We start from the raw sequence: 24129 nt of genomic DNA on the forward strand, positions 1-24129 counted from the left end.
GTCTGTTCCAAAATGCCTTTTGGAACAGACTCCCCCGAATAGATTATTTTTCCTTTAAAAAAGTTCGATCCTTCAAGAATAAATTCCAGAAGAAAATAAATCCTGGTAATAAAATTGCGATCCCAATTGCGTATAAAATAAGCAATGCATAGAATGTTTCGACCGTTGTAAAGCTTGTAAATACAGTTACATCAGGATAAATAATATAAGGTAAATGCGCAACGCCGTAAGCATAACTTGCAAATGCATATTGAGCGACGACTGCTAAAACGGCAATACGAGGGTATCCTAGTGAGTCATACTTCTTGTTTGTCCACCAAAGGGAAGAGTACCCGATAACGAATAAAACGATAGAAACTGTAAACCATGGGAATTGCTTTATTAGTCCTTGCATAAGCCAGTGTGTTTCCGGATCCATTACAACGAGGGCGATAATCGCCGTAACGAGTGTTGCAGGACCAAGGATGATGGCGTTTCTTCTATAAATTCTATACGAATCTTCTGAACCTTGCTCTCTCGCAAAATCAGCAAGAAAGAGAGAGGAGAGAAATAGTTCCGAAGTTAGCCCAAAGAGCATATAGCAGTAGATAACCGGGCTAGAAAGAAGTTTTCCATACAGGAGTACTTCTTTTCCTTCAGAGATTGTAATATAAGCCCCCTCTGTAACGGGTAAAACGGTAATTAATAAGGCTGGAATTAAGAGCCCAGTAATACCTGAAATCACCCGAAGGAGGAATTGATACTTTGGCAGAGAGTAAGCAAATACCATGAATGTACTGCGAATTGCAATGAGTATTAAAATTAACATAACTGGCACGAACATCACTGTCGCAAGGGTGAAAGCGGCTTTTGGAAAGAAACCGAGAAAAGCGACAACGACAAAGACGAGAAATGTATTTGTTACTTCCCAAGTTGGTGATAAGTATCGGTTGGCAAGCTTGGCAGCGAGCGTTGGATGTTTTGCGTATACCATGCCCCAAAAACCTGCTCCAAAATCGATGGACCCTAATATACTGTATACGAAAATAAGAGCCCATAAGATGATGATTGCAATACTTTCCTCATGCACGAGAACCGCCTCCTTCGTGATGTAAATCATTTGTAAGCGGATGTTTTTTAAAGAATGTCCGTAGTACAAAAACTGTTAAAATGCCGAGTCCAATATATAAAATGATGAATAGAATAAATAAAGGACCGACAAAATCAGCGCGTGTAGAAGCGTCGACTGTCCGTTGCATACCATAAATGGTCCACGGTTGACGACCACTACAGCTGAAAATCCACCCGAATTCAATACCGAGCATCATAATTGGTCCACATGCTGCAGCTCCCCAAAGAAGCCACTTCGGTAATTCTGCAACTTTTTTTCGGTAAACAAAGTACCAATATAAGAGGGCGATTGCTGCAACTACAAAAGTAAAGGCAGCGGTGCCGACCATTAAGTTGAATAGTGTATGTGTGTAAAATGGTGGCCATGTTTCTTGTGGGAATTCATTTAGTCCTTTTACGACGGTGCTAGGGTCTAGTCCTACTAGTAGGCTAAGCATGTTCGGAATTTCTAGTGCATAGTTTAGTTCAAGTGTGTTAGGATCCACAACGCCGCCAATTGATAACGGTGCATGTGATGTCGTTTCAAATAAAGCTTCAGCAGATGCAAGTTTTTCAGGAGAATGCTTATGTAAGGCAATTGCCGATTCGTGTCCCGAAAGCCACATCGTAGCACCTGTAATAAATGTCACGACGAGTCCTAACAGCAGTCCTTTTTTATGATACGCCACTTCACGTTCACTTAAATTTTTCTTTAATAATTTAAATCCAGCTATAGAGGCAATGACAGCAGCTCCAGTTGCGTAGGCTGTAATCACAACATGGAATGCGCTTGTGCCAAAACTCGGATTAAAGAAAGCTTTCCACGGATCAACATTAAAAACGGATCCATCTGGTCCCATTGAAAATCCTGCGGGTGTATTCATCCATGTATTTGCTGATGTAATAAGCACGGCAGATGCCGTGGCACCAATCATGACGAAGAATAGCGAGATTAATCTCATGAATGGAGGTAGTTTGTCAGCTGCATATACATAAATGGACATGAACAAAGCCTCTAAAAAGAAGGCGAAAATCTCAATTTGAAAGGGAACAGAAATAACCTGCCCAACAATTTTGGCAAAACCAGGCCAAAGAAGTGAGATTTGCACACCAACGATTGTTCCAGTCGGAATTGCTACACCGAGAAGAATGGCAAAAGCCTTCGTCCATCTTTTCGCCATAATGGCGTAATCGGAATCTTTCTTCCAGTGATAGAGTATTTCACTTATAAAAATCATTAATGAAAGTCCGACACCAAGTGTTGCAAAGATAATGTGGAATGCTAATGAAGAACCGAAAAATGCTCTTGCTAATGTTACCGTATCCATATGTAAACTCCTCTTCTTTTTTGCCATTATTTTCTGATTGAATTGGAAGATTTATTCAAAATAACTACCAAAAATATATATGTATTTAAAAAGTGGATATGGTAATATAATGTTTGAATATTCTAAATAGAAAGAAGTTAATGTTTAATAATATTTTGTTTGTTTTTTAGTAAGGAATATTTTATAATCTTTTATGCGAACGTAAGTTCTATTTTTCCAGGGTGAAGAAGTTTATGTGAAATGGAGAGGATGTTTTATGTATCCTGAAGTCATTAAAAAGATGGCATTTTCAAAAGAGCATAGAGATTTATTATTGAAGCTGTATAATAAAGAGATTACGCGTCGTGAATATGATCGACTTGTGGAATCGCTATATAGACCTTCTAACGAGGCTTGTGAGAGATAGAGGAAGGGAGACAATCTAATAGATTGTCTTTTTTAATTTTACGTATGTTCTGGTAAAATTAAGGCTAGCCTTATTAGGGAGGTGAATAGATTGCGGAAACGTTTATATATAGGGATTGGAGTTATTCTCTTAATCGCTTTAGGTGGCATTGTATTTTGGTCAGCTATACAAGGAAACCGTACAGAACATTTTATTTTGAGACATATGGTGAATGAAAATGGGACAATTGCTACATATCGTTTAGGGGATACAAAGGCAGGTACGGGTGAAGCGAAAGGCCATGAAGCTTTATCGGAATCAGCAGGACTATGGCTACAATATACACTCGATAAAGACGATCAAGCGTTATTCGATGAACAAGTTAAGGTTATTCAAAATAACTTTGTACATAAGGATCAAATCGTTGTATGGAAAATCTCTGAAAAGGGAGAAATACAGTCGGCTACCAATGCACTTATAGATGATCTTCGTATTATAGAGCAATTATATCGTGCTTATGAAATGTATAAGGAAGAGCGTTATAAAAACTTGGCAGATCAATTGAGTGACGCTGTAATTCGTTATAATAAGAAAGATAATTATTACGTTGATTATTATGATGCAGATGCAGGGAAACAAAATAATTTTGCAACGACATCATACTTAAATCCGCACGCATTCTCCTATATGAAGAAGTACGGCAAAGTTTCTGCACAGCAATATCAGGAAGTCGTTCAATTTTTAGCGGATTATCCAAGGCATGGCTGGGCATTCCCGAAAGAGTATAAAGAAGATGGTACATTTACGTACGATAAAGAAGTGAATCTAATCGACCAATCATACGTTGCATATCACCGGAGTTTAGGTGGTCTTTCATCAGATGCTTATTTGGAATTTATAAAGAAGAAATTCCAGGAGGACGGCAAGCTATACGGTCGTTACAATTTAGAAACGGGAAAACAAACTGTGAACTATGAATCGCCAGCCGCTTACGGACTAACGATTTTGTACGTACTACACACAGGTGATACAAAGTTTGCAAAGGAATTATATGATCATATGGCCACATTCCGAAATGACAACGTATTTAGTAGATATTACGGTGGATACGTAACAGGCGAAAATAACAATACGCATATTTTTGATAATGTACTACCACTTTTAGCGGAAATGGAATTAGAGAAGAGTGAACAATAAAAGGTGCCACCCTATGGGGATGGCATCTTTTATTTGTTGATATAATTTTACGTCCTAATATTGGAGAAGTAATCAATCACGAATTCACGGAATTGCTGAGCGGTTTTCGATAAGTAACGTTTTTTTGACCAGCTTAAGCCAATCGTTCGCTTACAAACGGGTTCAATAATACGCAACTTATTTAATGCTAAAGTAGAGTTTTTTAATAAAGTTAAACTTGGAACAAAGGCGATGCCGAGGCCTTGCTTAATAAGGTCGCTAATTACGGTTGGTTCATCTACTTCAAAAGCGATATGTGGAGTGAAGCCAGCTTCCTTACAAAATTCATCCGTTAAGTGCCGAAATCCGTAACCAGTGTTCATACTAATAAATGGTTCGTCTTTTACTTCATGCAGATGGATACTGTCGCGTCCTGATAAACGATGACCTGAAGGGACGACTAAGAAAATTTCTTCTGTAATAAGTGGTTCCCACATAATTCCTTCGCCTTCAATTGGCACAGAAGAAATGCAAAAGTCAATTTCTATATTATCTAGTTGTCGTTTCATAGAAGGAGTAGATGCGAGAAACTGCTGGAATCGAACGTTAGGATATTCTAGTAAAAAAGAACCGATTAGTTCTGGTAATATTCTCGGAATAGAAACTGCCAGTGTAATAGAGCTTTGTTGTAATTCAGCTAAATCTTTAATTTCTCGTTCACCTTCACTTAATTCATGAAAAATGCGCTCTACTCGTTTTAAAAATACTTTCCCAAAAGAGTTTAATGTAATCTGTCGACCTTGGCGATCAAATAGCGAGACGCCTAAGTCCTTTTCTAATCTAGCGATTGTTTTGCTGAGCGAAGGTTGTGCGATATGCAATTCTTCAGCCGCTTTTGTCATATGTTCTAATCGTGCGACTGTCTGAAAGTATTTTAGTTGAAGAAGTTCCATTTTGACTCTCCTTTCTATAGACCAAAAGGAATGAATTGATAATTAAAGATGTATTATACAGTATGAAAATGGGCGTGTATAGTAAATCTGTTAAACCATTGTAATGGTGTTAAATTAGGAGAAGGAGTATGTTTCATGAATGGAATTCAACTTATATTTAAAGATTGGAAAGCGATGTGGCACCATAAACATGGACGTATCGCTTTAATTTTTTTATTAATCGTTCCTTTAATTTATTCAGGATTCTTTTTAGCTGGATATTGGGATCCATATGGAAGATTAGATAAATTACCTGTTGCGATTGTAAATTTAGATAAGGGTGCTGCGATGGATGATAAAACAATTCATGCAGGAGACGATTTTGTAAAAAGTTTAAAAGAGAATAAGGAACTAGCTTTTCATTTCGTATCAGAAAAAAATGCTGATGAAGGGCTAAAAGAAGATAAGTATTATATGGTTGTTACGATTCCAGAGGATTTCTCTAAAAAGGTAAGTACACTTATGGATGAGAAACCAGAGCCAGCGCAGCTTCAGTACAAAGTAAATCCAGGTAAAAACTTTGTAGCAGCGCAAATTGGAACGACAGCTGTTGAAAATATGAAAACAAAAATTTCAAATAGTATTACGAAATCTTATACAGAAGGTGTCTTTTCAAAGTTTCAAGACTTAGCGCAAGGGTTGAGTGATGCAAGTAATGGCGCTGAGAAGTTACATGAAGGAACGATATCTGCAAGAAATGGGGCCAATCAGCTTGCAGATGGTATTCATCGTTTAAGTGACGGGACATCAAAAGTGAAAGAGGGAAGTGAAAAACTTGCTGCTAGCCAATCAACCTTAACTGGTGGAGCAAATGAGCTAAGTCAAGGAGCGATCTCACTTCATAGTGGGATGGAGTTATTGACGCAAGGTGAAAAAACTTTACAATCAGGGATTAGTGAATTAAGTACTGGTACAAACGAATGGGTGAACGGAAGTGAGAAACTTGCTGAAGGACAAGTGAAAGCGGACAATGCAGCAAATAGTGTAAAGCAACAATTAGAAGAGTACGTGGAAAGTCATCCAGAAGTGCAACAAGATCCTGCCTTTCAAAAGATTATTGCTACTTCTAATGGATTAGCTAAAGCAACAAACTCTTTAAATAATAGCCAACAAAAATTGACGCAAGGCGCGAAGAAGCTTGCGAATGGTCAGCATAAGATTGAAGAAGGCATGAATACATTTGGAGTTAAGTTAAATGAGGCTACTACTGGAACGAAAAAGATTGCAGATGGTGCTGCGAATTTAGCTAATGGATTTACGAAATGGGAAAATGGATTTAAATCATTACAAGAAGGTGTAAATCACCTTGCGAGTGGCGGAACAGAGCTGAATCATGGTGCTGGGAAGTTAACGAACGGACTTGTTAAACTTGACGATGGTGCGAAAGAACTTTCTACGAAATTGGGAGATGGAGCAGAGAAGATAGCGGATGTTCGCAATGATGATGCACGCAATACGATGTTCTCAGAGCCAGTTCAATTAGTAAAGTCAACAGTTTCTGACGTACCTAACTACGGTTCAGGTATTGCGCCATATTTCTTATCCCTTGCATTTTATGTTGGCGGAATTATGGCATCGAATATTTTACCGCTTGGTCGTAGACAAAATATGAAAGTAAGCGGAACGGTACACTTTATTAATAAACTAGGATTAGTATATGTAATTGGACTTATTCAAGCATTACTAGTGGATGTGGTTGTGCTAGGAGTTATGAAATTAGAAGTTGCAAGTGTGCCACTCTTTGTTTTATCAAGTATCGTTATTTCCTTTACGTTCATGACATTTATTCTTATGCTAGTAACGGTGTTTGGTCTTGTTGGAAAGTTCTTAGCAGTAACGCTACTTGTCCTGCAATTAGCGACGAGCGGGGGGACTTTCCCAGGAGAATTAAATATAGCTGTTCTTAGCAAAATCGGACAGTTTCTTCCAATGTCCCATTCTCTTAGAGGATTGCAAGATGTGATCTCTTTAGGGGATTGGTCGCAATTACAAATGCAAATTTTAATATTGTTATGCTATCTCGTTGTTGCGGGGGGAATTGCTTGGATTACGAGTCATATACAGCATAGAGAAACGAATGCAGAACAAGTTTCTTAAATTGAAAGAAGCTATCCGTTTTTTTTTCGGATAGCTTCTTTTTTATTTGCGTTCCATTACCGCAAAGTAATTGTTTTCATGATCAGCAAAGTTAAATGCTCTACCAGTAGGTAAATCTACAACTTGTCCAACTGTAACGTTTTTCTCAGAAAGATCTTTATACAGTTGATCCAAGTTATTAGCGAAGAACATAAGTGAAGGAGTACCTAAGTTTAATTCAGGTTGCATCTTCGCAATTAACGCTTTATCGTGAAGGACGATGCTTGTTCCTGCTTCTTTTGCTGGCGCAATTTCAATCCAGCGAAACCCTTGTCCGTTATTTTCTTCCGCAATAATTTGGAATCCTACTGTCTCAGTCCAAAATTGTACTGCTTCATCTTGATTATTTACATATAACATAATTTGTCCAATTTGATTAATCATAGGTGTGTCCTACTTTCTTTTCTTGTATGGAATTCTATTATATCAAAGATATGGTTTGAATACTTTTTCGTGATTTTTCCGAAGTACAATCTTCGCCCATTTCACATTCGTCGTAGGAGAAGGGCCTGTAATCCACGTATGAAGTGGTAGTGTACTGCAAATGACCATTGCTGAAATTGAGATTGTGGCCGTTATTGTAAATAATAATAGGCTATATAATACTGTGTTTTCTTGCAGTGTGAATAAAGAAAGAAATTTTGTACATAGTTGCAGGAAGAAAAAGTGAGCTAAATAAGCACCATATGTGTAATTCCCGATAAATCGTAAAGCTTTATATAAGAAACCGCGTCGCTGTACGATTGTAATAGATAACACGTAAAGTATGATAATTTCGCATACGATATATAAAAACATAGACGGTTTTAAATAAGTCGAAACGGTTAAATGAATAGAGTTTGCTCCGTAAAAACTAAATAACTCATAATTGATGAATAAAAATAAGATGAAAAATAATATTGTGATAAGCGGGATATGTTTCATGACAAATAAACGCCAAGTTTTTAGTGCGACAGCAGCGATTCCTCCCATGACGAAATAGAATGAGTAGAAGAAGAAGGAACGATCTGTATAATGTAAAATGGTTGAGCTAGTCAATTTCTCTCCATTAAAAATGTAGTGAGAAGAATACCACATTAAGAGAAAATATAGACAAGCAGAGATGGTCATATATTTATATATGTCTTTTTTATTTTCTGTTCGTTTTTGAAACCAATAAAATAGTGTGCACAGCAAAGGGAACAATAAGTGAATTTGGAACATCATAATCACGTACCAAAGATGGGGTGCGGCTGTTCCGAGTAATAAACTTTTGATTCCGCTTTGTAGTGTAATCATATCGTTTGTTGTTAATAAGTAAAGAATAGACCAGAAGAAATAAGGAATGAGTAAATGTGCGGCTTTTTCATAAATATATTCTGTGTAGGCTAGTTGCTTTGTATATTGCCGAATTAAATGAAAGCCAACGATAAATATGAATGCAGGTGCTGAAAATTTTGCAAGGTTGAATAGCATCCCCATAATGAGGGATTGCTCAAGTAAAACATTTCCTTGATTCATTGTATATAATAAGGAACTTTGCAAAACAACAGCAAGGAATGCAATGCTTTGCAAAACTTTAAATTCTGGTGCGCTTTGAGTCATTATGTCCATCTCCTTTTCCATACATGATTATAGTACGGAGTAAGGATAATGGATGTGGAATATTTGTGAAGATTTTAACAAATTTGTGGCAAGAGGAGATATCAACGATTTTTCGGATATACCGACGTGTCGACAAAGGATATCGACTTATTAACAAATAACGACAAAAAGAGGATGCTCCAAAATGAGCATCCTCTTTCTATTTATTAAGCAAATTTGTTTTTGATCCAGTTCTTACCTTCTACAAGGCGAGCTGTCATTACGGCACAAGCGTTATCTGCTGTTACGTTTAACATCGTTGCAGGAGGATCAATGATTGTACTAATTGCTGCGATAATTGGCAATGCTTCTGGCGGGAAGCCATATAAAGAAACGATTAACATTTCACCAATCATACCACCACCTGGAATAGCGCCCATTACTGTTCCTACTAATAGAGAAACAACAAGTGCAATTGCTAATGTTTTCGGTCCTTCGAATTCCATGTTGAAAATACCGAATAAGAAAGCAATTTTTAATACGCCACCTAAAACAGATCCGTCTTTATGAAGTGTAGATCCAAGAAGGACAACTGTTTCACGAACGTCAGAAGAGATACCCATTTTCTTCGTTGCTTCCAAGTTCGCTGGAATACTAGCAGCACTACTACAAGTTGCTAGTGATGTAACTGTAGGAGACACCATGTTCTTCCAAAAAATTTGTACACCTTGTTTGCGACCCGCAAGGTATGCATAGAACGTGAAGAATACAAAGAAGTAAATTAGAGACGCTGGATAGTATACCATTGCTGCTCGGAAGTAAGTTCCAAGAAGTTGTGGTCCGAATTCACCAACTAATGCTGCGAAATAAGCAGCAAGTCCGATTGGAGCGTAGTACATAATGAAAGATACAACTTTCATTGAAATTTCTGCACCAGCTTGTAAGAATGTAGCGAATGGCTTTCCTTTTTCACCAACTGCTGAAGTTGCAACCCCCATTAAAATAGAGAAGAAAATAAGAGCTAACATATTTTCACGAGATAGTAACTTCGAGAAATCAGATACTGTTATAATACCAACAATTTGATCCGCAACACTAACAGCTTTTTCAGCTTTATCGGGCTGCGTTAGTTCTAATACAACACCTTGTGCTGGCGGGAATACTTTCACGACAATAATCATAAAAATAGCAGCTAAAATACTTGTAAATAAGAAAGTTCCAGCCATACTAGACATAATTCTACCGAAACGTTTTAATCCATCCATATTAGCAATAGATGACGCGATGCTAAAGAACACTAAAGGTACAACAATCGTAAACATTAAGTTTAAGAAAATGTCACCAAGCGGCTTTAAAGCAACGGCATCGGCACCCATGAAATAACCAATGAAACCACCAATTAGGATAGAAGATAATAAAATAAGCGGAAAGCGATATGCCTTCATAAATATATCCTCCTATCAATTAAAAAAATCATACTGAATTATTATAGCGAGTTAGAGCCCTCTTTACTAGGAAAATACCGATAGATGGAATAGCGTGAAAACCGAGAAATTTTTGTTTTTAAGCTCGGCATACAGCAGGAAATCTAGACATATATATTTGTAACCTAGTGGTGGCAAAGGATGCACCGTAACTTAGGTTTGGAAAAAGGGGGAGGGGAGCGAGATGAATATTTTACTTTGCTGTGCAGCGGGAATGTCTTCCAGTTTGATTGTTACAAAGATGGAGAAAGCAGCAGAGGCAAAAGGGATAGAGGTAAAGATTTGGGCTGTATCAGGTTCTGAAGTAAATAGTCACATAGATGAAGCTGATGTACTTTTGCTTGGACCGCAAGTACGTTATTTATTACCGAAAATGAAAGAATTATGCAAGGAGAAGGGTATACCTGTTGATGTCATTCAATCCGTCCATTACGGACTTTGTAATGGAGAGGCTATCTTACAAGCAGCTTTGTCCATGAAACCATGAGGAGAGTGGGATAGATGATACAGTTTTTAGAGAAATATGTAATGCCAGTAGCGGGGAAGGTTGCAGAACAGAGGCATTTGCAAGCAATTCGTGATGGGATTATTTTGACGATGCCGTTCTTAATTATTGGATCATTTTTCCTTATTATTAGTGCTTTACCAATACCAGGGTATAATGATTTTATGGCAGGTTTGTTTGGAGAGAATTGGCAGAGGGCTTTAGGGTATCCAGTTAGTGCAACTTTTAATATAATGGCTTTAATAGCTGTTTTTGGAATCGCTTACAGACTTGGAGAATATTATAAAGTGGATGCTTTAGCATCTGGGGCATTGTCGCTTGTGACATTTTTACTTGCGACGCCATTTCAAGTTGCATATATTATACCAAGTACAAAAGAGAGTGTACTTGTAGAAGGTGCTATCCCAGCTGCACTAATGGGAAGCCAAGGGTTATTTGTAGCAATGATTATTGCACTTATATCTACTGAACTTTATCGGTTTATTGTACAAAAAAAGATAATTATAAAGATGCCAGAGACAGTTCCGCCAGCTGTGACACGTTCATTTGCCGCACTTGTTCCAGGATTTATTGTTGTAACGGTTATTTGGATTTTACGTTTAATTATAGAAAATACTTCTTTTGGTAGCATCCATAATATTGTGGGGCAAATTTTACAGGAACCACTTAGTGTACTTGGTGCTAGTCTTTGGGGCGCAATAATAGCGGTTATTCTCGTTCATGTCCTGTGGTCTTGTGGAATTCATGGTGCTACTATTGTTGGTGGTGTAATGAGTCCCGTTTGGTTATCGTTAATGGATCAAAACCGAGTTGCTTTCCAAGCAGGGCAAGATGTACCAAATACGATTACTGCACAGTTTTTTGATTTATGGATTTATATGGGCGGCTCTGGTGCAACACTTGCTTTAGTTGTCGGAATGTTATTGTTTGCGAGAAGTCAGCAATTAAAAAGTTTAGGGAGATTGTCAATTGCACCTGGTATATTTAATATTAATGAGATGGTAACTTTTGGTATGCCGATTGTAATGAACCCAATTTTACTAATTCCATTTATATTGGTTCCAGTTGTGTTAACAATTGTTTCTTACTTTGCAATGGAATGGGGATTAGTTGCTCGTCCGAGTGGAGCGGCTGTACCTTGGACGACACCTATTCTATTTAGTGGATATTTAGGATCGGGTGGAAAACTTTCAGGTGTTGTTTTACAACTTGTTAATTTTGCGCTTGCATTCTTCATTTATTTACCGTTCTTAAAAATATGGGATAAACAAAAAGTAGCGGAAGAAAAGGGGGAGTAAAGAACTAAAATGGATACGATAGAGACGAAAGCTTTTCATTTAATCTTGCATGGAGGAAATGCGAGAAGTTGTTCAATGGAAGCAATTGATTGCGCGAAGCGTGGAGAGTTTACAGAAGCAGAAGCTAAATTACAAGAAGCGTTAGAGGAATTAAAAGAGGCGCACCGTGTACAAACGGATCTCATACAGAAAGAAGCTGGTGGTGAAAAGACCGAAGTTACCCTTCTGATGGTACACGCGCAAGATCATTTAATGAATGCGATTACGGTGAAGGAATTAGCAAGTGAATTTGTAGAATTATATAGGAAGATGTCAGTAGCTGAATGAACCTTGCGTATGCAAGGTTTTTTTATGTATGTGTCTGTACCATCAGTGGAATGTTCGTTCCACTGATGGTATTTACACCCCTCCTTTTTACAAATGAGCTAGAGTAATATTTAATTGGTAGTAACAATCTCTCCTATACCACGGATTAGTTTTTTTATATGAATCTCATTTGGTTTTAATATACTTACGATATAATCAATCGCTATTTGCGGTTCAACGGTCGTACCGCACGTATAACAGTCAATGGCTGCAAAGTTTTTTTCTGGATAAGTGTGAATAGAAAGGTGGCTTTCGGATAGTAAAACTAAAACAGTAACGCCATGCGGATCGAATTCTTTTGTACTTACGTTTAAAACATGTGCACCAGAGCGATCAGCAGCGGTAACTAAATGATATTCTAAAAAGTGAACATCATCTAATAGGGAAAAGTCCACTCCCCATAAATCTACTATTATATGCTTACCGAAAGTAGAATATTCCATAAGGTAGCACTCCTCACTATAATATCGTTAAAACTCCATTTCTTTTTTATAACACTGATGTAGGATAAGGTTTGATTCTGAATTTAAAAGGGCAAGATTGCGCTGTTCAAGATGTTCTTCTTTAAATTGAAATAAAGGAAAAAGAAGAGAAGGTAATGTTCGAGGAGTTGGTACTACATATAATTGCTCAATTTGATCGAGTACATAGTTAGAATTAGCCGCAATATGAAATCCCCAGTCAGTTCCGAAAGAAGGAACGATTGTATGATAACTTTTCACAGTTAATCCAGCATGTTCAATTGTGTTACCGATACTCCAATATACAAGGGGTGCATCAGCAGGTGAATTAGATTGACAGACGAACGCGCCATCTTCTGTTAAGAACGTAGCGATACGAGCGAAAAGTTCACTTGTATATAAAGTACTTAACAACTCTGTCGCTGGGTCTGGAAAATCAATAATGATTACATCGTATAAAGAGGAAGGAGAATTCAGAAATTCCTTTGCATCGCATACGTGTGCATTCACACGATTATCAAAAAATGCGCTTTTGTTCAAAGAAACTAATTCAGGAACATTACGAGCCATATCAATCATCGATCCATCTAAGTCAACAAGGTCTACATGTAGCACAGTTTCATATTTCAAAACTTCTCGTAAGGCAAGGCCATCGCCACCACCTAATATGAGAACACGTTTTGGATCAATTACTTTTGACATAATCGGATGCACAAGGGCTTCATGATAAATTTGTTCGTCAACGGAACTGAATTGTAGTTGCTTGTCTAAATATAAACGGACATCGCTTACTTGTAGCAAAGTAATATTTTGATAATTACTTTGTTCTGCAAATAAACTTGTATGCTCGCCATTTTGTATCTGTTGTAGAGAAATTGCATCCCATACATCTAAGTTGTGTGAACTTGTTTCTATTATAGGTTCCAATTGTTCTTGTTTGTCCTGTTTATCTTGTTTATTTTGTTTGTCCTGATTGTCTTGTTTATCTTGCTTGTCCTGTTTGTCCTGTTTGTCCTGTTTGTCTTGTTTGTTTTGCTTGTCTTGTTTATCCTGCTTATTTTCTATTTCCTGTTGTTCTAGTTCAAATTTGTCAGAGTCTAATTCAGAACGCTTGTCTTTTTTATAGCTTGTTATTCTATAAATCTTTATTTTGTTCTGCTTTCTATGTTTTGGCATAGGAATCCCCTTTCGAATTGTGTTATTTTATTCTATTCTATGTAATTTAGTAGAGTTGGCTTGGACAATAGATAGAAGAATGTGTTCAAGAGAGGCTTATTTTTTTACTAGATTTTCACGCTAAAAAAATTTTTTAGTGTTTTTTTATTTTAAATACAACTAGACAACTAAACACTAATCTATTTTCATACAGTTATGTGTTAAAAGCGTGTTGTTTTATAACACACTGTGTGTTTTTTGGATGACACACTAATTGAAAGCGTTAACACACAAAGAAAACAGTCGAAAAAGTGCTGATTTTAGTGGTTTTAAAAAGTTGGCACGCTAATTGCATTAATAAATAGCGTAAAGAAAAATAAATAAACATAAATTTTTTATACTACACAAGGGGGATTTTCAAATGAATATTTTATTATGTTGCTCAGCAGGGATGTCTACAAGTTTACTAGTTACAAAAATGGAAGCGGCTGCAAAAGCTCGCGGTCTAGAAGGAAAGATTTGGGCTGTATCTGGGGATGCAGTAAAAACGAATATCGATCAAGCAGATGTATTATTACTAGGACCACAAGTTCGTTATATGCTTTCTTCAATGAAAACGCTTGCTGATGAGAGAAACGTTGGAATCGACGTTATCAATCCAATGCACTACGGCATGATGAATGGAGAAGCAGTTTTAGATCACGCGTTAACACTTAAAAAATAATTAGGGGGGAAGCGAAATGCAAAAGTTTATTGCATTCATGGAGAAATATATTGTTCCTGTCGCTGGTAAAATCGGATCGCAACGTCACTTAGCTGCGATCCGTGATGGATTTATTGCAGTTATGCCACTTATTTTAGTCGGTGCACTGGCATCACTAATTAATGGTTTTCCGTCTGAAGCTTTCCAAGAGTTCATGAAAGGTTTGTTTGGTGAAACGTGGAAACAAGTTGGCGGTGGAATGTGGACTGGTTCTTTCGCAATTCTAGCACTAATCATAGCATTTACAACAAGTTATAACTTAGCAAAATCTTACGGCGTTGATGGTTTGTCAGCAGGTATTATTTCATTTGGTGCGTTAATTATTCTTACGCCAACAACACCGAAAGAAGGCGGATTGAACTTAGCTTGGACAGGGGCACAAGGGCTATTCGTAGCAATTATCGTGGCACTCCTTGTTACTGAAGTATTCCGTTTCTTTGTACAAAGAAACATTACTTTTAAAATGCCTGATGGAGTACCGCCAGCAGTTTTAAGATCTTTCGCAGCTATAGTTCCAGCATTTGTTATCTTAACAGTAGTTGCAGGTATTCAATTAGCAGTGAAATTAGCTGGTACAAGTGTTCATGAATTTATCTTTAATACGATTCAATCACCACTGCAAAGTTTAGCAGGGACATTACCAAGTGCAATTGTCATTGTACTCCTTGTTCATCTTCTTTGGTTCTTCGGTTTACATGGGCCAAATATCGTTGGTGGTATTATTGAGCCATTATACTTACCGGCATTAGAGAAAAATATGAAGTTATTCCAAGGTGGTACATCTGCATTTGATGTTCCAAACATTATTACAAAACCATTCTTTGATACTTTCGTATATCTTGGTGGTTCTGGTGCAACATTAGCGTTCTTAGTGGTCGTATTAATTGTAGCAAAAAGTGCACAATTACGCGGTGTATCTCGCTTATCAATTGGACCAGGTGCATTCAATATTAACGAACCAGTAATCTTTGGTACACCAATTATTTTAAATCCAATTTTATTCTTACCGTTTATCATAACACCAATTGTATTAGTAATTACTTCTTATACAGCTATATCTATTGGTTGGGTACCAAAAACAGTTGTGATGATTCCATGGGCAACACCACCAATTATTAGTGGTTATCTTGTAACAGGTGGACATCTTTCAGGTGCAATTCTACAGTTATTCAACTTTGTAATTGCGATGGTAATCTACTATCCATTCGTTGTATTATCTGACCGTTCTGTTGTTCGTACTGAAAAAGCAGCAGCACAAGGAAATAACAACTCTGTACCTATGTAACATAGTAATTGTTCTCACAGATAACATTATCTGTGAGAACAATCACCTTTATATCATGTTCAGAAAGATGAGACCCATCTACAAGAACACCAAACTATCATTAATAAAATAATAATTTAATAGAAATGTTCAAACTGAAGGGGTATTCAAATCGGTTGAACCATAATAGAGAGGGCGGTAATTATGATGACTACAGCAGAACAAATTCCATTCCAATTAATTTTAAATAGTGGTAATGCACGAAGCTTTGCGATGGAGGCACTTCAATTTGCCAAACAGGGGAAAATGGCAGAGGCTGATGAAGCGATGGTAAAGGCGAAAGAAGCGATTAATGAAGCGCATCATTTCCAAACAGAGCTCATACAATCAGAAGCAAGAGGAGAAAAAACAGAGATTAGTGTTCTTTTAATTCATGCACAGGATCATTTAATGAATGCGATTACAGTAAAAGAATTAGCAGCAGAATTTATTGATCTTTATAAAAAGTTAGAAGCGAAAGGGGAATAAAGCATGACTGGAATTAAAATTGCTACAATCGGCGGTGGATCTAGTTATACACCAGAGTTAATTGAAGGGTTTATTAAACGTTATGATGAGCTTCCTGTTCGTGAAATTTGGTTAGTAGATATTGAGGCAGGAAAAGAAAAGTTAGAAATTGTTGGTAACTTAGCGAAACGTATGGTGAAAAAATCTGGTTTACCAATCGAGGTACATTTAACACTTGATCGTCGTGAAGCATTAAAAGATGCTGACTTCGTAACAACGCAGCTTCGCGTAGGTTTATTAGAAGCTCGTGCAAAAGATGAAGCAATCCCATTAAAATATGATGTAATTGGTCAGGAAACGAATGGTCCTGGTGGTTTATTCAAAGCGCTGAGAACGATTCCTGTTATTTTGGATATTTGTAAGGATATGGAGGAGCTTTGTCCGAATGCATGGTTAATTAACTTCGCGAACCCAGCTGGTATGGTAACAGAAGCTGTCCTTCGTTATACAAATATTCAAAGAGTAGTTGGTCTATGTAACGTTCCAATCGGAATCCGCATGGGTCTTGCAAGATTACTTGAAGTAGATGCAAGTCGTGTACACGTTGATTTTGCAGGTTTAAATCATATGGTATACGGACTAGACGTATATTTAGATGGCGTAAGTGTAATGGATCGTGTGTTAGAGCTTGTAACAGATCCAGAAAAGCAAATTACGATGGAAAATATTGCAGCACTTAACTGGGAGCCAGACTTTATTCGCGGTCTTCGTGCAATTCCATGTCCATACCATCGTTATTACTACAAAACACGTGAAATGTTAGAAGAAGAGAAAGAAGCTTCGGTTGAAAAAGGTACACGTGCAGAAGTAGTAAAACAATTAGAAGATGATTTATTCGAGTTATATAAAGACCCGAACTTAGATATTAAACCACCACAATTAGAAAAACGTGGCGGCGCTTATTATAGTGACGCAGCATGTAGCTTAATTACGTCTATTTACAATAATAAAGGTGATATCCAGCCTGTTAATACACGAAACAACGGAACAATTGCAAGCTTACCACATGACTCTGCTGTTGAAGTGAACTGTATTATTACGAAAGAAGGTCCAAAACCAATTGCGGTCGGAGATCTTCCCGTACCAGTTCGCGGTTTAGTACAACAAATTAAATCATTTGAGCGCACAACAATTGAAGCTGCTGTTACAGGAGATTATCATAAAGCGCTGCTTGCTATGACAATTAATCCACTTGTACCATCAGATAAAGTTGCAAAACAAATTTTAGATGAAATGTTGGAAGCACATAAAGAATATCTTCCGCAGTTCTTCAAAAAGGTAGAGAAATAAAGCGGCGCTATTTAGCCCGCTTTTTTTATTCTATTAGGAGGTATTACGATGATTAAGTTAATTGTAAACGCAGATGATTTTGGTCTTACAGAAGGTACAAATTACGGCATTATTGATGGACATATAAATGGACTTGTAAATTCAACGACGATGATGATGAATATGCCAGGAACAGAGCATGCGGTACGCTTAGCAAAAGAATATAACCTACTCGGAGTAGGCGTACATCTCGTATTAACGGCAGGGAAACCTCTTCTTGGAGACGTACCATCACTTGTAAATAGCGATGGATTGTTTCATAAACAAAGCGTCGTATGGGAAGGGAAGCTAAATGCAGAAGAAGTTGAGAGAGAATGGACTGCTCAAATTGAGAAATTCCTATCTTACGGATTAAAACCAACTCATTTAGATAGTCATCATCACGTGCATGGATTACCGATCTTGCACGATGTTCTTGAGAGATTAGCGGCTACATATAATGTTCCAATTCGTCGTTGTGAGGAAGAGCGAGCAGTACGCCCGTTTTCTGACGTGTTTTACAGTGACTTTTACGCGGATGGTGTGACGGAAGATTACTTTGTGAAGTTAAAAGAAAGAGTACAAGGTGAACAAACGGTAGAAATTATGGTTCATCCAGCCTATATTGATCCAGAGCTTGTGAAGCGTTCTTCTTACGTAATGGATCGCGTGAAAGAATTGCGTATTTTAACAGAGAGCGAGTTGCCTGAAGGAATAGAACTTGTGAAGTTTTAATAGAAAAACGACGGCTACATAATGCCGTCGTTTTTTTATTTACAAAATGGATAGAATATATCCGCCAAAGGCTCCGAGTATAACGATAACCCAAGGTGGTGTTTTCCAAAAAGCGAGCAAGCAAAATAGAAGAGATGCAAAAACAAAATCTACAGCGTTCATAATTGTGCTCGTCCAAATAGGATCATAAAAAGCTGCTAATAAAATACCGACAACAGCTGCATTGATTCCAAGTAGTGCGCCTTGTATGTAAGATATTTTTTTCACACTGTCCCAAAATGGTAAAACACCAATAACGAGCAAGAAAGCAGGAAGAAAGATCGCAATTGTTGCGAGTATTGCCCCAAGCGTCCCGTTTAACACAGCTCCTATATAAGAAGCGAATGTAAATAGTGGACCTGGTACGGCTTGTGTTAATCCGTATCCAGTTAGGAACTGTTCTTTCGTCATCATTCCGTTTTGTACGAACTCACCTTCAAGAAGGGGTAGCACGACGTGTCCGCCTCCAAATACAAGTGCGCCAGAGCGATAGAAACTATCAAATAAAGCGATGTAATATGAGAACGGTCTTAATATTGGTAGCAACAGTAATAGTCCGAAGAATAAGATGAGACAAGAAACTGCTATCGTTTTTGAAATAGGTACTTTTATATGTTGAGATTGACTAATTGGTTGGTTGCGATATAAAAACCAGCCGATAAAGCCAGATACTATAATGAGAATGACTTGTGTCCAGCTACTTGGCCATAATAAGGCGATTGCGGCAGTTACAATAGCAATCGTCGCACGATTTCGGTCTGGCGTTAATTTTTGCGCCATTCCCCATATGGCATGAGCAACAATGGCGACTGCTACAAGTTTTAGTCCATGAATCCAGCCAGCACTTCCAAGGGCGAATTGATTAAGGAATGAGGCGAAGAAAACTAAAACAAGCACAGATGGTAAAGTGAATCCAATCCATGAAATAATAGCTCCTAATAATCCACCTCTTAATAATCCAACCCCCATACCGACTTGACTGCTAGCAGGACCAGGAAGGAATTGGCATAGTGCTACTAAATCTCCATAGCTTCGTTCATCCATCCATTTTCTTTTTTGTATGTATTCGTGGTGGAAATAGCCAAGATGGGCGACAGGACCACCAAATGAAGTAAGTCCTAATTTAAATGAGACGAGAAAAATCTCTAATAATGTGTGAAAAGTATATTTGTTATTTTTCAAAACTACCTCCTATAATGCTTTCCTACGTGCATTATACAAGAGAGAGTAAAGAAAAAGGAACGATTCTAATGTAAAGATTGTGTGAATCTTTTCTTCGTAATTAAAACTTGAAAAAGTCATAAATGATTATGTATAAACCATAAAGTAGTAGAAGTAGTGCTGGGAAATTTATATAAGGAGAATGCCTGTATGACAACACATTTCTTTGCGAGGTTAACAGGGAAGAGGGAACTACCTCCTGTAAATACAGAAGCTTATGGTGTAACAGAGTTTATATTTAGTGATGATTTAAAGAAATTACAATATCGGATCATATTGAAAAACATCGAAAAAGTTACATCATGCCAAATTCATTTAGGAAAAGCGGATCAAATTGGTCCAGTGGTTTTAAATTTGTTTGGTCCAATAAAGCAAGGTATTAGTGTAAATGAAGGAGTCGTGACCGGTGTAGTCAATGTGGAGGATTTTGAAGGGCCTTTACAGGGGAGAGCGTTTGATAGCTTACTTCAAGAAATCATTCAGGCGAATGTATATGTAAATGTTTATACGAAGTCTAATAAGAAGGGCGAAATCAGGGGGAGAATCAGAAAAGTAAAGAAGTAGAAAAAAGGCTGTCCATATTTTGGAACAGCCTTTTTTCCTATAAGGTACAAATTTTAGCGGTTATTGTCGGTAAATCGATATATTTAAAAAACTGCTTCGATTAATTTTTTACAGGCTGATTTTTAATGAAGAAGTCCATGATATAAAACACTTCATCATCAGGTATTTGTATTTCAAATGTATTTTCAATTGGTTGTAATGCTTTTTTCACTTTCATATACATCCAGTACTCATCTTGTCTTCGTTTCTCTTTATCTGGATGAGGGAGGAGGCTTTCTCCTTTTTGAAGACGGTCAACCATACAGCTCATATGCAGAATCACACCCATTAAGCTGTCAGGAGTTAGCTGTAAGGAAATTAATTCTTGAATTGTATTTAATGCGTAACGAATTGTTTTAATAAGTAATGCTCCGTCGTTCCGCTGCATTTGTTGTTCCAGAATATCAGCCATTTTTGCATATGTTTCTTCATACGTAATTAATTCTTGAATTGGCTGAATCGCTGTGTAGTTTACAATGTCTTGGAAATGGTATGTTAAGCATGGCACTTGCACATCGAAATTTGTGACGATACAAATAATATTCCGCTCTTTTTTTATGTTCTCAATCATTTTCGTTAAATCTTTTTCATGGACGATACTAATCGGAATAATTTCAATTAAGTCTTTGTCAAATCGCAAATAGTTCTCTAACATTTTTTGAATAGCTAAAGCACTGCCTTCCCCAGTTAAACAAGCTGTTAAAATAACAGACTTCATTGGTGATAGTGGCTTTTTCTTTTCTTCTTGTACGTTTAAGTAAAACGGTGTTAAGTTCTTCACTGTCTCATACAATGCATCTAACGAGTAGCCAAGTTGAGCTTTTCGAGCTGCTTCTAGTGCATGTGGAGTGCTTGTCATGGAAAGAACACGTACCGGAATTTTGAACTCAGTTTCTAATATATCACCAATGTAAGCGAGTGAGCCCATATCGACGAGTAAGAGAAGTCCATTTACATTTTGGAGTGTTTTCATATACACTTTCACACGCTCTAAGAAATCTTTCGGCGATTCATGTAACGGCATATCGATACCGGTTACTTCCTCAATGCCGAGCAGTTCGTTTGCGACGTTTGCCATTTCTGTTGCGATGCCGTTGCCGTGCGCTAATATTAATACTTTTACTTCTGTTTGTGAGGCAGGAATTGGATCAACAACGAAGAACATTGTTAAAAAGCCTGCTTCATCAATAGGCATTGTTATTTGTAATTCGTCCTCCAGTAGTTGAATGCATTGCATAGCTACGGAAAAAGCGTCTTTATATTTCGTACGAATTTGATTTAATTGTGGGTGATGAATTTGTTTCCCAGCTTGCAAACGTTGTAGAGTTGTCTGTACATGTAAGCTTAAAGCGAGAAATACTTTTTCATCAAACGTCTTAGATAAATGCTTTTCAGCAAGTTCCGCAATTCTTTCACATACGGAAACGATATTACGATCCACGATTTTAAAAACATTTTCATGACTTGTTTTTTTAGAAATTTGGTTAAAATATTGTACGAAAAAGCTTTGAATATCATTTTCTATTAGTAATTCTAATTCGTCTTCTTCAATACCGCGAGCTTGAAGTTCTTCGTATTTATAATCAATATAATCGTAAATAGAAGAACGTTTTTCATTCTCTATTTTATGATTACTCCATCCTTCATCACCTGTAAATATAAATGTTTCATTTGGTATTTGGTATAGATGACGGCTCTTTCTTTCAATGAATAGCCCTTCTTTCATATACCAAGGTAAATCTGTACTTGAAACATAGACAGAATCACGTTTCTTTGTCACAAGGTCAGAATAGGCTTTCGCACAGGCAATTTGTACATCTGTTTTTAATTGCCCGATGTTATTGGGGCAATTGTAAAAGACGAAAGCGCGCATTGCATTCGGACTAACGTGAATTTCTTTTCGCAGACGGATTGCTTCATTTGTGAAAAATAGTTGCAGTAAAGCAAATCGTTCTTTATGTGTACGCTCACGAAGTGGTGGCAGCGTAACAGTCATTGGTATACGTCTTGTAAATGTTTTTAATAAAAATGAATTTGGTTCTTCTGTTGTTGCAGTAATGATTAATACTTGTGCTTTACGCTCGTTTTCTGTTTCTCCAAGGCGGCGGTATACCCCGCGGTCAATAAAGGTGAAAAGCATTTCTTGTCCCTCTGGAGGAAGGCGATGTACTTCATCTAAGAAAAGGATCCCTTCATGTGCTTTTTCAATTAACCCTTTTTGATCACTTGCCCCTGTATAAGCTCCTTTTTTAATCCCAAATAACTGCCCCAGTAGTAGCTGTGGATTATTTGCGTAATCGGCACAGTTAAAGACGATAAATGGTGCATTTTTAGGAAGCTGTTCAACTTCAATTGCATATTCGTGCATTAAAGAAGCGAACATAGATTTTCCGACCCCTGTTTCTCCTAGCAGTAAAGTATGCATACCGTTTGGAGGATAGAGAATAGAAGCTTTCGCTTTTTCGATTGCGATTTTAAGGCTTGTATTTTCAATTGCAAATGTATCTAATGAAGTCATTTCCTTTGAATGCGTTTCCAACGAAGCGTTCGTTTCTATATAAAAACGAACAGGGCGCGTATTTGTTTTTAATAAACGTTTATCTTTTACAAGTTTGTTTAAGTCGCTACTTACATTGGCACGATCTAGTTGCAACAGGGTAGCGAGTTCTGATGCGGTTACACCTTCTATATAATTGCCTTCTTGTATTGCGTTAAAAATGAGATCTATTCGTTTCATTTCTATTCACCTCGAAACTTCATCACTATTTAAAATTTTACACAAAAATGGGAAGAGTGGGAAGAGAAAAATAAAACAGCTTTAGCAAATAGGCACTAAAGCTGTTACAATCTTGTGTCTTTCCAAAAGTTCACTTCGAGGTGAGAAGATGGATTATAGGGAAGAAGTTTGTATCCTTGTGACTGTAAGTAATCAATTACTTTAGGCAGTATTTGTACGGTTACACTCGAATCATGCATTAAAATCACTTCGACTTGTTCGTCGCTCTGATTACGTACTCTTTCTAGTATGGCAGAAGGATTGTCATAGCTTTTCCAGTCATATGTATCGATTGTCCAATCCCACATTTTATACTGGGCGGATACAAGTGCATCACGGTAATTCTTTTTTAAGTAAGGCATGCTACCATACGGGACACGAACGAGATGTGAATTTAATTTTGTAACTTGCTGAACAATATTTTGTGTTTGTTCCATTTCTGTAATTAAAGCGGATGGATCACCAGTGTAAAGGCGTTTTACATCGTGTGACATACTGTGAAGTCCGATATAATGCCCCTCTTTAATTAATCGTTGCATTGTTTTTTTATAATGTGGTACTTTTCCACCAATAACAAAGAAAGTTGCTTTTCCGTTCTTTTCCTTTAAGATGTTTAAAATTTGCGTAGTATATTTGTTTGGTCCGTCATCAAATGTTAAGTACGCGATTTTTTGGATAGGAGAGGTAGTTTCAGTATTTGGATGATGTTCAGCAGGGGTCATTGTAGTTGCTCCTGCATGAGATGACGCGTACATAGTAATTGTTAAAAATAAAATAACGTATTGAAATACTCGCTTGATCATAACATTCACCCTCAGTTTGACAATCAAGATGTAAAAAAGAAAATATAATCTTTTTCTTATTATGTATATCTTTCTCCAATAGTGGAGCTCTCAAACAATCTATATTTTGGAA

23 protein-coding genes are annotated in these 24129 nt (G+C 37.2%); 12 read left to right on the forward strand and 11 right to left on the reverse strand.

Annotated features, from left to right (window positions below; translation table 11 throughout):
- Positions 1–43 precede the first annotated feature (43 nt).
- Positions 44–1069, reverse strand: a complete 1026-nt coding sequence (locus QCI46_RS01360) for a cytochrome d ubiquinol oxidase subunit II (protein ID WP_353839440.1) — start codon at positions 1067–1069, stop codon at positions 44–46.
- Complete coding sequence (gene cydA / locus QCI46_RS01365) at positions 1062–2417, reverse strand: cytochrome ubiquinol oxidase subunit I (protein ID WP_353839441.1); 1356 nt, start codon at positions 2415–2417, stop codon at positions 1062–1064. Before cydA ends, QCI46_RS01360 begins: the two co-directional genes overlap by 8 nt.
- Before the next feature lie 256 nt (positions 2418–2673).
- Here cydA and QCI46_RS01370 point away from each other — a divergent pair, with 256 nt between their 5' ends.
- On the forward strand, positions 2674–2823 hold the full coding sequence (locus QCI46_RS01370) for a hypothetical protein (protein WP_327959604.1): 150 nt from the start codon (positions 2674–2676) through the stop codon (positions 2821–2823).
- A gap of 90 nt (positions 2824–2913) precedes the next feature.
- Positions 2914–3999 (forward strand): transcriptional regulator, encoded by a 1086-nt coding sequence (locus QCI46_RS01375; protein WP_353839442.1) that lies wholly within the window; start codon positions 2914–2916, stop codon positions 3997–3999.
- 47 nt (positions 4000–4046) lie between these two features.
- Here QCI46_RS01375 and QCI46_RS01380 read toward each other — a convergent pair whose 3' ends face one another.
- Positions 4047–4931 carry a LysR family transcriptional regulator gene (locus QCI46_RS01380; RefSeq protein WP_353839443.1) on the reverse strand — a complete coding sequence of 295 codons (885 nt, stop codon included), beginning with the start codon at positions 4929–4931 and terminating at the stop codon, positions 4047–4049.
- Between the two features lie 135 nt (positions 4932–5066).
- On the opposite strand from QCI46_RS01380, the gene QCI46_RS01385 reads away from it, so the two are divergent.
- Entirely contained in the window at positions 5067–7067 is a 2001-nt protein-coding gene (locus QCI46_RS01385; protein ID WP_353839444.1) for a YhgE/Pip family protein, read from the forward strand.
- Between the two features lie 42 nt (positions 7068–7109).
- Here the strand turns inward: QCI46_RS01385 and QCI46_RS01390 are convergent, their stop codons facing one another.
- The 3 genes from QCI46_RS01390 to QCI46_RS01400 all read right to left on the reverse strand — a co-directional run bounded on the left by QCI46_RS01390 (position 7110) and on the right by QCI46_RS01400 (position 10114).
- Complete coding sequence (locus QCI46_RS01390) at positions 7110–7490, reverse strand: VOC family protein (RefSeq protein WP_098557029.1); 381 nt, start codon at positions 7488–7490, stop codon at positions 7110–7112.
- A gap of 42 nt (positions 7491–7532) precedes the next feature.
- Complete coding sequence (locus tag QCI46_RS01395; protein ID WP_353839445.1) at positions 7533–8690, reverse strand: acyltransferase; 1158 nt, start codon at positions 8688–8690, stop codon at positions 7533–7535.
- A 206-nt stretch (positions 8691–8896) separates the two neighbouring features.
- A complete protein-coding gene (locus QCI46_RS01400) occupies positions 8897–10114 on the reverse strand; it encodes a dicarboxylate/amino acid:cation symporter (protein ID WP_087983963.1) in 1218 nt (405 codons plus the stop codon).
- Between the two features lie 223 nt (positions 10115–10337).
- Between QCI46_RS01400 and QCI46_RS01405 the strand changes: the two genes are divergently transcribed.
- The 3 genes from QCI46_RS01405 to QCI46_RS01415 are packed head-to-tail and all read left to right on the forward strand — an operon-like array spanning position 10338 to position 12283.
- Positions 10338–10640: a PTS sugar transporter subunit IIB gene (locus tag QCI46_RS01405; protein WP_087983962.1), complete on the forward strand. Its 303-nt coding sequence runs from the start codon at positions 10338–10340 to the stop codon at positions 10638–10640.
- Between the two features lie 14 nt (positions 10641–10654).
- Positions 10655–11956: a PTS cellobiose transporter subunit IIC gene (gene celB / locus QCI46_RS01410; protein ID WP_087983961.1), complete on the forward strand. Its 1302-nt coding sequence runs from the start codon at positions 10655–10657 to the stop codon at positions 11954–11956.
- Between the two features lie 9 nt (positions 11957–11965).
- Positions 11966–12283 (forward strand): PTS sugar transporter subunit IIA, encoded by a 318-nt coding sequence (locus QCI46_RS01415; protein ID WP_016085555.1) that lies wholly within the window; start codon positions 11966–11968, stop codon positions 12281–12283.
- A gap of 110 nt (positions 12284–12393) precedes the next feature.
- Here the strand turns inward: QCI46_RS01415 and speD are convergent, their stop codons facing one another.
- Both speD and QCI46_RS01425 read right to left on the reverse strand, forming a co-directional pair.
- A complete protein-coding gene (speD, locus tag QCI46_RS01420; protein ID WP_087983960.1) occupies positions 12394–12765 on the reverse strand; it encodes an adenosylmethionine decarboxylase in 372 nt (123 codons plus the stop codon).
- 27 nt (positions 12766–12792) lie between these two features.
- Complete coding sequence (locus tag QCI46_RS01425; protein WP_353839446.1) at positions 12793–13959, reverse strand: polyamine aminopropyltransferase; 1167 nt, start codon at positions 13957–13959, stop codon at positions 12793–12795.
- 400 nt (positions 13960–14359) lie between these two features.
- Here QCI46_RS01425 and QCI46_RS01430 point away from each other — a divergent pair, with 400 nt between their 5' ends.
- From QCI46_RS01430 to chbG, 5 genes are all read left to right on the forward strand, one after another.
- Complete coding sequence (locus QCI46_RS01430) at positions 14360–14662, forward strand: PTS sugar transporter subunit IIB (RefSeq protein ID WP_001023569.1); 303 nt, start codon at positions 14360–14362, stop codon at positions 14660–14662.
- Positions 14663–14678: 16 nt separating this feature from the next.
- Positions 14679–15986, forward strand: a complete 1308-nt coding sequence (gene celB, locus QCI46_RS01435; protein WP_353839447.1) for a PTS cellobiose transporter subunit IIC — start codon at positions 14679–14681, stop codon at positions 15984–15986.
- A gap of 183 nt (positions 15987–16169) precedes the next feature.
- Positions 16170–16493: a PTS lactose/cellobiose transporter subunit IIA gene (locus QCI46_RS01440; RefSeq protein ID WP_000989050.1), complete on the forward strand. Its 324-nt coding sequence runs from the start codon at positions 16170–16172 to the stop codon at positions 16491–16493.
- A 3-nt stretch (positions 16494–16496) separates the two neighbouring features.
- Positions 16497–17822, forward strand: coding sequence for a 6-phospho-beta-glucosidase (celF, locus tag QCI46_RS01445; RefSeq protein ID WP_000145757.1), 1326 nt, complete (start codon positions 16497–16499; stop codon positions 17820–17822).
- Between the two features lie 48 nt (positions 17823–17870).
- Entirely contained in the window at positions 17871–18575 is a 705-nt protein-coding gene (gene chbG, locus QCI46_RS01450) for a chitin disaccharide deacetylase (RefSeq protein WP_088064809.1), read from the forward strand.
- A gap of 39 nt (positions 18576–18614) precedes the next feature.
- On the opposite strand, the gene QCI46_RS01455 is transcribed toward chbG, so the two are convergent.
- Positions 18615–19796 carry a chromate transporter gene (locus QCI46_RS01455; RefSeq protein ID WP_353839448.1) on the reverse strand — a complete coding sequence of 394 codons (1182 nt, stop codon included), beginning with the start codon at positions 19794–19796 and terminating at the stop codon, positions 18615–18617.
- Positions 19797–19985: 189 nt separating this feature from the next.
- Here QCI46_RS01455 and exsM point away from each other — a divergent pair, with 189 nt between their 5' ends.
- Entirely contained in the window at positions 19986–20399 is a 414-nt protein-coding gene (exsM, locus tag QCI46_RS01460) for an exosporium regulatory protein ExsM (RefSeq protein WP_048542536.1), read from the forward strand.
- A 100-nt stretch (positions 20400–20499) separates the two neighbouring features.
- On the opposite strand, the gene QCI46_RS01465 is transcribed toward exsM, so the two are convergent.
- Positions 20500–23175: a sigma-54-dependent transcriptional regulator gene (locus QCI46_RS01465; RefSeq protein ID WP_046960087.1), complete on the reverse strand. Its 2676-nt coding sequence runs from the start codon at positions 23173–23175 to the stop codon at positions 20500–20502.
- A 104-nt stretch (positions 23176–23279) separates the two neighbouring features.
- Positions 23280–24017: a polysaccharide deacetylase family protein gene (locus tag QCI46_RS01470; RefSeq protein WP_098149527.1), complete on the reverse strand. Its 738-nt coding sequence runs from the start codon at positions 24015–24017 to the stop codon at positions 23280–23282.
- Positions 24018–24129: the final 112 nt, after the last annotated feature.

This window comes from Bacillus cereus group sp. RP32 (genome assembly GCF_040459735.1).
GTDB classification, from domain to species: domain Bacteria; phylum Bacillota; class Bacilli; order Bacillales; family Bacillaceae_G; genus Bacillus_A; species Bacillus_A wiedmannii.